General features: G+C 38.9%; 8 protein-coding genes. All 8 read right to left on the bottom strand.

Annotated features, from left to right (window positions below):
- Positions 1-8: 8 nt before the first annotated feature.
- Positions 9-824, bottom strand: a complete 816-nt coding sequence (locus BW976_RS22840; protein ID WP_076376869.1) for a polysaccharide deacetylase family protein — start codon at positions 822-824, stop codon at positions 9-11.
- Complete coding sequence (locus BW976_RS22835; RefSeq protein WP_076376867.1) at positions 805-1,782, bottom strand: glycosyltransferase family 2 protein; 978 nt, start codon at positions 1,780-1,782, stop codon at positions 805-807. The genes BW976_RS22840 and BW976_RS22835 overlap by 20 nt, the downstream gene beginning before the upstream one ends.
- A gap of 312 nt (positions 1,783-2,094) precedes the next feature.
- Complete coding sequence (locus BW976_RS22830; protein ID WP_076376865.1) at positions 2,095-3,264, bottom strand: glycosyltransferase family 87 protein; 1,170 nt, start codon at positions 3,262-3,264, stop codon at positions 2,095-2,097.
- Between the two features lie 130 nt (positions 3,265-3,394).
- Positions 3,395-5,386, bottom strand: a complete 1,992-nt coding sequence (locus BW976_RS22825; protein ID WP_076376993.1) for an FAD-dependent oxidoreductase — start codon at positions 5,384-5,386, stop codon at positions 3,395-3,397.
- A gap of 153 nt (positions 5,387-5,539) precedes the next feature.
- Positions 5,540-6,997, bottom strand: a complete 1,458-nt coding sequence (locus BW976_RS22820; protein ID WP_076376991.1) for a DNA/RNA non-specific endonuclease — start codon at positions 6,995-6,997, stop codon at positions 5,540-5,542.
- A gap of 155 nt (positions 6,998-7,152) precedes the next feature.
- A complete protein-coding gene (locus BW976_RS22815; RefSeq protein WP_076376863.1) occupies positions 7,153-8,304 on the bottom strand; it encodes a hypothetical protein in 1,152 nt (383 codons plus the stop codon).
- Positions 8,305-8,315: 11 nt separating this feature from the next.
- Positions 8,316-11,174: a TonB-dependent receptor domain-containing protein gene (locus BW976_RS22810; protein ID WP_175614161.1), complete on the bottom strand. Its 2,859-nt coding sequence runs from the start codon at positions 11,172-11,174 to the stop codon at positions 8,316-8,318.
- A gap of 266 nt (positions 11,175-11,440) precedes the next feature.
- Positions 11,441-12,646, bottom strand: a complete 1,206-nt coding sequence (locus BW976_RS22800; protein ID WP_076376861.1) for a FecR family protein — start codon at positions 12,644-12,646, stop codon at positions 11,441-11,443.
- Positions 12,647-12,726 lie beyond the last annotated feature (80 nt).

Raw genomic sequence — 12,726 nt, 5'->3', positions numbered from 1 at the left:
GGCATCGGTTATTGAACAGGCGCTAACGTTTCTATAACAGTTTGCTTTTTCATTACAGAAGATGCAAAATCATTGGTTCGAGAAAATTCATAACCTTTTGATTTTGCCCATTCAATAAAGCCTTTTATTCGAAGTATAAATGGCTCTCCTGAGTTTTTAGATATATAGCCAGGGAGTCCGTATTTTTCTTTGTTGTGCAAATTGGTAAACTCCCATGGATGGAAATAAAGATTAAGGTATCCATCTTTCCGATAAGCTGCGGAGCTCATCCACTTAATCAGCGGTAAAGATAAATTGTGAAAACTTAACCAAAAAAGTGGAAAACGAATCAAAGGGGATACGGAAGCGGGAATCTGCAAAACGCCCTGATCATAAAACCAGGTACGCGGTTTATCAAAATTATTATAGCGCCCGGGCAACCATGTAGGATTTATAGATGAATTATAAGTATATCCTGCCATCTTGATCTCAGCCTCATCAACAGGCATCATTCGCGCCATACGAAAACCCATTACCTCAGTACCCGAAATATCCTCAAGTACCAGCTTTGATTGTTTTAGATGCTCTGTTTTAAAATCGGAATGAAAATACCCATGCGATGCTATTTCATGCCCTTCATTCACAATTATGGCAATAACATCAGGTTTATGAAGCGCGTAGTTGGCCGTGCAGAAAAAAGTAGCTTTTACGTTTGCAGATCTCAACAACTTCAAAATTGAATTTGTTCCGTTTGTTGAGATCTGCAATTGTTCATCAAAAGATATTGACCGGCCATATTCTAACGGCAAATCAAACTCCTCTACATCAAACCCCAATAAAATCATTGTTTACATTTTTTATACTCATAACATTTGTTGAACGAATGATATAATTAGGACGATGTTTTGACTGCATAAATATTTTACCTACATACACCCCTATTATACCCAGCACCAACAATTGCAATCCGCCAAAAAAAGCTACAGTTGCTAATACAGAAGCCCATCCCGAAACAGCATATCCTGCAAAATAGCTAAACAATACATAAGGAATGTATAATATAGCCATGGCAGAAAAGAATAAGCCAATACCTGTAACTAAATATAAAGGGCGGGCACTAAAAGCCATGATACTACCTACAGCCAGCTTAACCAGTTTAAAGAAAGAATAACTGGCTTCGCCGGTATGCCTTTTAGATGGTGTATAAGGGATGCCTATTTGCTTGTAACCAGCCCATTTAATTATTCCTCTGAAAAATATCTCGTACTCATCAATAAGCTTTAGTTGTTTTACTACTTTTTCATCCATCAACCTGAAATCGGCAGTACCATTCTCCAGTTTAATATCCGAGAGCATATTTATACCCTTATAAAACAGTTTTGATGTAGCTTTCTGATAAGCTTTTGCATGCGGGTTACTATTTTGCCTATAGGTGTAAATAATGTCATAACCATTCTCCCAATACTTCAACATTTTCAATATTAAATGAGGGGGATGTTGCATATCAGCATCCATGGTTATTACGGCATCACCCTGAGCCATACCAATACCTGCTTTAAGAGCGTGGTCTTTTCCAAAGTTTTTTGAAAGTTCTATATAAAAAACATTGGCATGCAATTGTGCATTAAATTTTATTTCATTTAAGGTATTATCACTACTACCATCATCAACAAAAATCAACTCATAGTCATAATTGGTATTGCTCAGTGTTTCATTAATCTGTTCAATTAAAAAACCTATATTTTTCTCTTCATTATAAGACGGTATGATAACCGATACTTTCTTTTTTAGAACGAATGTCATGTTATTTTAACAGGGGCTTTAAACTGTGATAGGTGAATTAATACTATATTGGTCAGGTTTATTCTTATAGTCTTACTAATTTATCCATGTGTAACAAATATGATACGAAGAATTAAACAACAACGTTACAATCTCATCGTAATAAAATTTTTATACACTTAAATTTAGAAACATTTTTAACTAATGTAACTTTAGTGTTACAAAATTAAATAATTAATAATCATTTAATCATAAAATGATTATTAATTAGCCATAGAATTGTAAACATATTAACATACAGGATAAGATACTATCACAGATAGTATCAATCGTTTATAATGCTTCAAGCTGTTCTTGCTTAGAAAAATCCCGTGTTAGCGTTTCGTAAACTATTTTTAGCCAGACTAGAAAACATGGCAGGGCCTTAAGTTTATAAGGCACAACATATTCCATCCTGATATATCTCGGAAACAGATCAGATGGGGAAAGACTGGTTATAATAAGGGCAAAAATCAACAAAAAAATTTCGTATTTGGCAACTGGTCTGTTTAAATTCATATACCAAATAGCTACTCCAGCAAAAGCAATAATATAAGTTGATGACTCTGATGAACTGCTGAAAATTATGGCAAATATCAAAGCAGATGATAAGATAAGCAATTGATACTGTAACGCTTTAAAGCTTTTTATCCTTAAATAAGAAAGTGCAAAGAGTACGATACCTGGCACTATAACATATATATTTTTTAATCCAGGATAATTAAATATTTTCCTGATCAGGCCCATCACACATATTTCCTGAAGGTCGGAACCCTGATTACTGGCATTTTTAGCTACCAGGTCATTGTACCAATCATGATAAGTTTGTATGATAAAGGTTGGCGATGAAATAAGCATAGGCAGTACAAATAACACCACTGACCAAAAAAGAAAACTTGCAATAAACTTTAATTTATTTTCGGAAAAGAAAAAGAATGCAAGCCCAACTATTCCATATAGTTTTACAAATGTACCGAGGGCTATCATTAGAGCAGCCCAAAAATCCTGCTTCTTTTTGATAAAACTAAAGCTTAAAATAATCAACCCGGCTATCATAGGATTACTTTGAACATTTGCCGATGCTGTCATTAATTCATGCGCGCAGATCAACAAAATGATAACATACTGATTCTCTTTAATCGGTAACATCTGTATGGCTTTAAACAATATAAAAGCGTTAAACATTACCCATAGCAAAACTCCTATGGTATCAGGCATAAGAGCAAATGGCGCTATGATGAGAGAAAATGCCGGGCCATAATGATTAAGATCGTTAAAGTGTTCTGGCTGATAGGTATAAAGATTATGTTGATGAATGGTATTAATGAAGTTATATTTAAAAACCAGGTAATTATTAAATAGCTGATGAGTTAAGATTCCTTTAAGAACGATCAGAAAACTTAAACCGAACCATAAAGAAAAAACGAAGGGTTTATTGTAAATAAGCTTAGTTATCTTTTTCATAAAACAGGGGTATTGGGTTGCGAATATACAAAACAAGCCCTTTACTAGTATTTTATGTTTGATTTAAGGGGGGGCATGGGTTTATTTTTTTATTACTATGCCTCGGTCGTTTTCTCAAAAAGTCAAAGTTTTATTTTGCAGGTATCAATAGCACAGCATCTGCTACTACTACCCCATTAGCGCCCGTATTGGATATTTTCACTGATGCATTTTTACCCGGGACAAATGAACTATCCCCTATCCAAAGCCATTCACCTGAGGTTTGGCCTGTTACACCCATATCTTTTACATTGATAATTGTATTTACTGACTTTATTCCGTTGAATAACTCTACACTAGTAATTGTACTGGCTTTTTGAAGTTTAGGACAATAAAGATATACCCTGTACCTACCTCCCTTGCGAATAGTGGGTATAAACTGGACCCAGGCTGAAGCCGATACGGTGTTAACCAGATATGATGGCCCGTAACCTCCATTACTTATTTGTTTCCAGTCTCCTTCTTTAATAACACCAGTAACATCATCGTTATCTACCAGTATATCCGGGGTAGAGCCATCTGCCAATGGATTATTTTTTAATTCGGCCTGTAATTGTTTAATATTTATCTGCTGTACTGATGACTTTTGTTTTATAGCCAAACATGCCGCTACAGCTGCGGATTGACCAAGCACCATAAAAACCGGCTCCATACGTATAGAACCATAAGCCATGTGGCTGGCCGAAAGGCAAACGGGTACCAGTAAGTTGCCGCATTGGCTGCTTTTGGGTGTGATGGATCTATAAGCTATTGGGTATGGGTTAACTCCCTCCCTTAACTGTACATCGCCTTCGTTCTTTACCATACCATTCACCACAATCCGTTCGGCATTGTGCGAATCCATGGTATAAGCTGCTTTACCTATTTCATCGGTAACAACTTCCCTACCCTGACAGTTGGCTTGCGTCATCACGTAAGCTCCTATCATACGCCGGGCTTCTCGCACATATAATTGAGGCGTCCAATGGTTATTATCCAAGTACTCATCCTTAGGGTACCCCCACTCCAACATCTGCTTGCGCAATTGCCCGGGCATGCGAGCATCATGGCCAATAAAATAAAGCAGCCCTTTTGTATAATCCTCATGTTTTTGGATAATGACAGAACGGGTTAGATAATCGCCATCAGGATAATTGTAATTCATGCCAATCATATCAGTTGAAAAAGGGCCATTATTATTAATATCCGTTTTATGATTAGGCATCAGGTCCATTTTCAAAAACCCGCCGAGATTATCCGATGTTTTAACGGCGAGGTACCTCAATAAAAGTTCGTAACGGGTTGAATCGTAATTAGCTGGTCTGGTAATAGCAATACGATTGCCTGGATCATTACTCAGGCATATCCTGAAATTATAGGCTTGTACTTTTTTATCACCACTACCTGTTTCGGCTAATGTGGCCGCGCTGATGCCCCAAAGTAAACCGCTTTCGGGTTTGCCCGGTATTTTATAAGGATCAACCCCATCCGGAAATTGGTGCTCATTCTTCAACTGTACACCGTTAACCGTTTCATTGTACGTAGAGTTTGCTTCGCGCCCTATGGTATAACTTACACCAGCTTTGGCCATTAAATCGCCTTCGTAAGTACAATCTATATATTGCTTAGCTTTAATGATCTCTTTTTTTGTAGTGTCCCCAGCAGAATTCTCCAGTTCAATTGAGACGATAAGATTTTGATTTTTATTGACCCTGGTAAGCCTCTTACCATATAACGTTTTAAATGCTCCCCTTTTTGCATAATCATTAAACAGCGAATCTGCTACCCTGGGTTCAAAAGTCCATTGTTCTAACTTGCCATAATGTGTACCTATACGATGGTAAAAATCACGTGCCAACCCAGTAACTACATACTTGTTGCCAATATCAGTAAAGCCCAAACCACCGGATGATAAACCGCCCAAACGATGGCTAGGTTCCACTAGAATTACTCTTTTGCCCGTTTTTGAAGCTGTATATGCAGCAATTACCCCCGAAGAAGTGCCTCCATATACGCAAACATCTGTGGTAACTGTAGTTGATCCTGACGGTTGAGCTTGTATAATACCAGGCAATAACCATAAAGCAAGGACTATAAATTTCATTAAGTTATTAATCATGGTACAAATTGGCAAACTGATGAAGGATTTATTATATGAGCGTTTTTAACAAAACGCACATAACCACCAATATAGAACTTACAAGCCAATAAAAAAAGCCACCCGTTAGGAGTGGCTTTTTTTATATTTTCATAAATATCATGATCCAGGGGTTCCTGCGTCAAGTTTTATTTCCAATGCTGTCCTTACATTGGTCGGTAAATTTGATAATAAGGTATAACCTGTAGCTAATTCTATATCTTTCACGGTTACAATATATTTCGTCCAATCGCTATTGATACTGTTGATGTTGGGGGTATTCACAGCAATAACCCTGGTTGAACTAGTTACACGCCCCAGGTCATTATCACCAATAGGTATAATAACAGCCACCTTCCACACATTACTCGGAACGTTAACGTGACCATTATTTATAGTAGTTGCGGATCCATTTGAACCTGTACCACCAGTACCATAGCTGCCCATAATAATATATACCTCATTACCTAAAACTACCTGTTCACGCAGATAATTTTCCAGGTTGGCCCAGGTTTGCTGATTATTTTGCGGAGCCTGCGGTATCATATTAGTCATCAGGAATGTAGCCGAATTAGCATTAGCCGAACTTGTACGGTCAGCTGACGGGCAATTGTGCCCCCTGTCAAATCCGCTGCCGGAGTAACTGTTATCATTAACCATATACCAATTTGCCGGTAAGCTGGCCCAAGCCGCAAAATTATTTAAACGATCTGAAGCACCGGTGATATTAGTAGCATCCAAATGCCAGCTAACCCAATTGGGCTCGCCCTTGGTAGCATTGTATGATTCAGTGTAGTATTTCTGGTCAATGAGATAATTGTCCATTGAAACTGTGCTGCTTTGCGCGTTTGAGGGATTACCAAATAACAGATCGCTGTTGTCACCAGTTGATGGTGGAGCGTCTGTTCCTGCTGTTACATCTCTTGGCGTAGATGCAGGCGCTGTTGGAGAACCACCACCATCGTCGCCTCCATTGTCAGGGGTGCCCACAACGATGCCGGGATCACCTTTTCCTTTAAAGGTAATATCATCAATATTGACGCGGTTATTGGTGGTTGTGCCGGTTCTTTTAATTTCAAAACGTACCTTGCCTGTTAAGCTTACCTTAAAGGAGTCTGTTACTAGTGTGGTGTTATTCTCATTGATATCGGCCCCCACCTGTGTATAGGTTTTACCACCATCAGATGACATTAAAAGCTGCCATACAGAAACAGGATCAGTTCCATATTTGGCATGTTTGATATAGAGTGTATTAACACCGCTGATATCAAAATTCATGGCGATATCGCCGGCACGTAAACGTACAGATGCAAGACCGTTTTTTACATCGGGCGCAGTGTTACCTATCAACGCGTCATTAAAATTCCAGCTGCCGGTAAGTAAAGTAACATCAGCGGCAGCATACGTGGTCTTCTTACCTTGTTCAAAGTTCTCGGTGATACTGTACGATGGAATTACAGGTGGTGTAGTTGCTGTTGTATCCCCGGGTTTAGTGGGCGGCGCGTCTGTTGATTTTTTTGAACAGCTTGCCATGGTTAATACCAAAGCAAAGCCAAGCAGTAAGTTTTGAATTTTCATATTTATTCGTTTTTTGTGATAGATAAATGGCAAAGCATGGCCATAGCCATTTATGCCCATGAAAAAATGCGTTAAGAGTGATCAGGATACAGGATAGGCGAGTAAAATCAGGAGCATGGATAAACCATCCTCCTGATTCCAGATATAAGTGTATTTTAGCTTTTGGGTTTAATTACAAAGGCAGATCCATTGTAAGTAAATGTTTTAGTAGGATTTGATATAGCACCTTTGTAGTAAGTTGCATAAGTCACATTAAATATTTGATCTTTAATTGGGCTTTTGTATTTACTAATAAGCAATGCAATAAAGGCATTATTTAAATCGGTATCGCTCCAATACGTAGCATCAGTAGTAGCGCTAATATTAAAGTCTTTATACTGAGCAACATTTGCCCTCGCAGCTGTAGTGCCTGCACTTGTTGTGCCTATGAAGGTATAATCAGCAGATGACAATGTTAAATAAACCGTAGGATCAGGTATCCAGGTGCCATTATTTTTCAGGAATGATGTGGTTGATTGTGTAGCGTTGATCACCCAATTTGTGCCGTCATAAGTAAGACCCATTACTTTTTGATAAGTAGTTAAATATCTATAGTTTACATATTTAACATCTCCTGTTTTAACAGTTGTTGAAACAAGCGGATCAGCCTTTAAAAATGTATTGATATAAGATGGGATAGTGGTACTGCTGCCTATATCAGATGCAATAAACCAATTGTTATTGCCTCTGCCTACCGATGCATATTGAGCTGCAGATACACGGTATATTTTTTGCCATGCACCGTTCAAATATAAAAAGGCATCAGTAGCAGGAACACCGGCGTTTGGAGTAGCACCCGATTCAAAATAGGTATAGCTTAATACCGCTAATTGATTAGTTAAAGGACTTGGATATTTGTACGGTAACCAACTTAATATTTGAGCTGTACTAAAATCAGTATAAGTATTACCAGGTAATAAAGTGTAATCGTCTTTTGTTAGTGTATATGCTGTTTTCGCGTTAGTTGAATCGGCTAAAACGATAGATAATGGCGCTAATGTAAAAGTAACAATGGCCGTTGACCCATTACTCAATTGAGGTTCCTTTGCATTTAAAATCAGTGGAATATAGGTATTTGCGTCAGCAATTGATTTAAAACTGAATGATTTAGAGGGGTACTTTGACGTATCCAGCAACTTATAATCTGACTGTGCCAGGGTAAACGTTACTCCTGTTTTTACATACCCCGCCGGGCTTACGTTTGGCTGCTTTTGACAAGCTGTTAATGCAACAGCCATAAAAGCAATTAAGCTATATATCTTTTTCATGAAGTTTCTTTTTAAAATTTAACTTTTATACCTGTAGTAAACGTTCTCACCAAGCCATAATACACATTCAGTTTTGAAAGGTCACCAGAACCGGCGGCATCGTATGCATCAGATATATATTTGGTATTTAACAGGTTGTTGACATTACCATTAAGCGAAGCATCTAAACCAGCCAGTTTAAACTTAAAGCTTGCATTAAGATCCCATACGGAGTAATTGGGCAACTTGTAAGGAGCCGCACCGGCAGATGTAATATTAGCAAAGTTGAAACTTGAATAATAATTACCGAAGAAGTTATAATTTGTACCCAGCTTTAAATCCGGCAAAACTTTAATGTCTAACCCAAATGCCGCTGTGGTTTGTGCAGCATCACCCACTTTAACTCCTTTTATGAATACCTGAGGAACTGTACCAATAGCCTTTTGCTGGTTATTGAATACGGTAGCTGGACCTGCATTTTTGGTATAGTACCAATCGCCGTAAGAAAACATGCCATAAAGCGTAATTGGTTTAATTGGTTGATATCTTAATTCTAATTCGGCTCCTTGGTGCATCTCACTAACTCCGGCTACGTTTACGCTGTATATCAGGTTCGTGGTGTTATCGGTAAATGGAGTCGTAAACGCCTCATCTTTATATGAACTGCGGTAAAAATTCAGTTTGGCCAAAAAACCGGATGTTTTAAATTGGTAGCCTAACTCATAGCTGAATAGTTTTTCATCTACAGTTCCGGTGTTAATAGAATTAGTGAACTTTTGGAACACATTATCAAAGTAAGGCGGCTTGGTGATGTAACCAATATTGGCAAACAGGTTCATCTGATCATTCAGATTGTAGTTTGCACCTGCTTTGGCCTGATAGCTCAGGAAGTTAACATAGCGGCTTGATTGTGCCGGATCGCTGTTCAGATAGTTATAAAGATCTGTTCTTTTATCACCTGTACCAGAACCGGAAAGCGTGATAAATGCCGAAAAATCATCTTTAGCATACTCTGCTTGTGCATATACACCACCAGACATTACATAGTCCTTGTTGTAATAACCAATTTTATCGCCAACTACTGCACGATGAAAAGGATTATTGATATCACCCGAACGGCTGCCAGCGGCTGAATTTCCAGTATATGGATCATACACATAATCAGCGCCTAACAGATCTTTAACCTCTTCGTAATGGGTACCTTTATAATACCTTGCATCAAGACCGGCAGAAAGGTTTAAATATTGCCCCAATGTGGTGGTGTAGGTACTTCTTAAACCATACCAGGCATGATCATTATGTGCCGCGTACAAATAGGTTGCTGCGGAACCATCAGGACTAGCGGCATTGCTTTTCTGTACGGCATCAAAATCAAATGGCGAATATAAGTTACTCACCCTTGGCGGTATAGCAGTACCGCTAGCAGATGCACCTATTGCACCACTCCCTCCTGTGCCATAGGTGGCATACAATACGGTTGACAGACTTGATTTTTCATTAATAACCCAGTTATGATTTAATGAAAATACTGGCTTACTGAAAAAGTTGTTATATGGATTTATTTGTTTACCATCTTTAACTCCCAGGTCGTAGTTCCACTTAATACCTTGCGGCGCACCGGCATATTCGGTTAATGGTCGTTCAGGCCGTTGTCCGTGGGTTTGGGTTGCGCCCATTACGGTAAAAGATAAAGTTTGACTTGGAGTTAATACTTTTGATAAGTTAAAAAAGTAGTTATAACCTAAAAAGTTCAATCCATCGGCGTAACCATCACCTTTAGTTCTGCTGCCCTGGAAAGTTGCAGCCCAACCATTGGCATTTAAACCCGTTGATACCAGTACTGCTGTTTTTTCGTAATTATTGGTACCTATGGTTTGTGAAATATATCCACCTTTTTGGGCATCAGTTGTACGTGTAGTGATATTGATGGTACCACCAAATGACGGAACAATAATTTTTGAAGCACCTAAACCGCGCTGTACTTGCACGGAGTTGGTAACATCGGTAAGACCTGACCAATTTGACCAAAATATTGATCCGTTTTCCATATCATTAACAGGGATACCATTAATGGTAAGCGCAACATTACCTTTTTTTGAACCGCTTGAAAAACCGCGAATACTGATACGTGAATCGCCATAACCGCCACCCTGCGCTGTTGCCATGATACCAGGGGTGCTTTGCAATAGCTGCGGAATATCTCGACCGCCCAATTTTTCTTCAATATATTGCTGATTGATAGTTGATACAGCTATTGGCGTTTTGCGATCGATAGCCAAATCACCAGTTACTACAACCTCTTTCATGGCATTGGCGCTTGATTTTAATAAAATCAGGCCAAGATCTTTTTTGTCGATAAGCTGAATTTCCTGTGTAACGTAACCGATGTAGGATATTACCAATGTTTGGGTATTCTCGTCACCCAATTTCAATTTAAATTCACCGTTAAGCCCGGTTGAGGTGGCTTTACCGCCGCCTTTTACACCAACAGAGGCACCTATAAGTGGCTCTTTGGTATCGGCATCAACTACCTTACCGCTATACACTGACGCTAACATAGCCTGCTCGGCTGCCGATACTGGTTTGCCAGATGCTTTTGCTTTAACTACAATGGTGTGGCCAACTATGGCGTAGGTAATAGGCTGTCCTTTAAACACCTTGTCCAATACGGCGGTCAGAGCCAGGTTCTTTACATTAAGTGATACCTTGTTACTGCTGGCTACAAGTTCTGTTTGCATAAAAATATCATAGCCGCTTTGCTGCTCTATTTTATTTAAAATGCTTTCGAGACTTGCATTCTTCTCCGTAAGTGTAATACTTTGACTAAAGCTCGCGGCGCTCAAATGAAGGCATACGGCAAATAGTAAAGCGGTGATAAGTTTGATCCGCATAATAAATTTCCTTTTTGTGGCCGGATTTATCCGGGAAAAACAATTGGTAATCTTATTAATTTTATTTACCCGTGTGCCTTCACATACGGGCGCAGGAAATGTAGAAAAATCCATACTTTTGTTTGGGTTGTTTAGTAAAAAGTTTATTTAGTCAATATTATTTTATATGCTCAGCCCGATACCTGGCCGGAGGTGCTCGCAACACTTTCCGGCTTTTTTATGGGCCAAATCCAGTAACCGGCCTTGCCGGCTACCGCTATCAGGCTTTATGATCTTACTATAATCTTCCTCCCGTCAATTGTGAAGTTTATGCCGCTTGTTTTTAATATCTGAAATATCTCTGAAACCGGTACATTCCGTGAAATACGGCCCCGGTAATGTTTTTGCACTACATTGCCCTGGTATTCTACATCCACATCGTACCATCTTGATAACTGGCGCATAATGGTATGCAGATCGGTATTGCGGAAAAGAAATTTGCCATTCTTCCAGGCCACGGCTTCATCTATATCCGCATTTTCTTTTACATCAATAGCGTTTACAGTGTTTACAGCTTGCTCTCCTGGTTTAAGTTTAACAGTGGCTCCATTTGTATTACTGGTAACTCTTATACTACCTTCAAGCAGTGTTGTTTTGGTGGCAACTTCATCAGGATAGCTATTGATATTGAAATGCGTACCTAAAACAGCAACGGTTTGTGTTGTGGTTTTTACGTAAAAAGGTTTATTGGGGTCTTTGCTTACTTCAAAATAAGCTTCTCCATTGAGTTCAACTCTCCGCTCGTTGCCGGCAAATGTTGTGGGATATCTTAAAGATGAAGCCGAGTTTAACCAAACTCGGGTACCATCGGGCAAAACAATTTGGTACTGACCACCGCGTGGTGTAGCCAACATGTTCATCACAATTTTTTCAACCGGTGGCAGCTCTTCAGATTTAGCGGTTTCGGCAACCTGGTAAACCAACTCGCCGCTCTCATCTTTTGTAATAACGATATTTTGCTGACTCGCTATTTTCCCGCGTTTGGCATCGTCCAGAAGAATCTTTGATCCATCTGCCAGTGTCAGAATAGCTTTATTACTCCCGGGTAAAAGGTCTTTCTGGGGCTTAACAGCCATTTTTTGTTCACCGGAAGTATTACGGTATCTAGTTAATGTAACGCCTATAGTTATTAATATGATTATAGCGGCAGCATATGCCGGCCATTTTTTGGTAGTACTTTTTTTACGGGAAATGCGTTTAAACCTCGTTTTCTTCACAATATTTTTCCAGGCTTTATCCTTATCATTTGCCTCAAAGGTTTCCAATTCCGAATCAATTAGAGTTTCATCGGTTAGTTTTCTGAATAATTCCTGGTTGTGCATATCGGCTTGAAGCCATTGCTCCAGTTGGTCATTCTCCTGCTCGGTAAGCTCATTTCGCAGATATTTTGCTATCAGCTTACCCAGATCAAAATAGGGTTGGTAATTATTCATATTTCCTTTTCGTATATAAAGACACCTTCGTTTTCAAAAAGGATAAAGGAGATATAAAAAAAATTACTTTTTTTTCATCG

Source organism: Mucilaginibacter lappiensis (assembly GCF_900155965.1).
GTDB lineage: Bacteria > Bacteroidota > Bacteroidia > Sphingobacteriales > Sphingobacteriaceae > Mucilaginibacter > Mucilaginibacter lappiensis.
The sequence above is the reverse complement of the archived record's forward strand: the minus strand, read 5'-3'. Positions and strand labels throughout refer to the sequence as shown.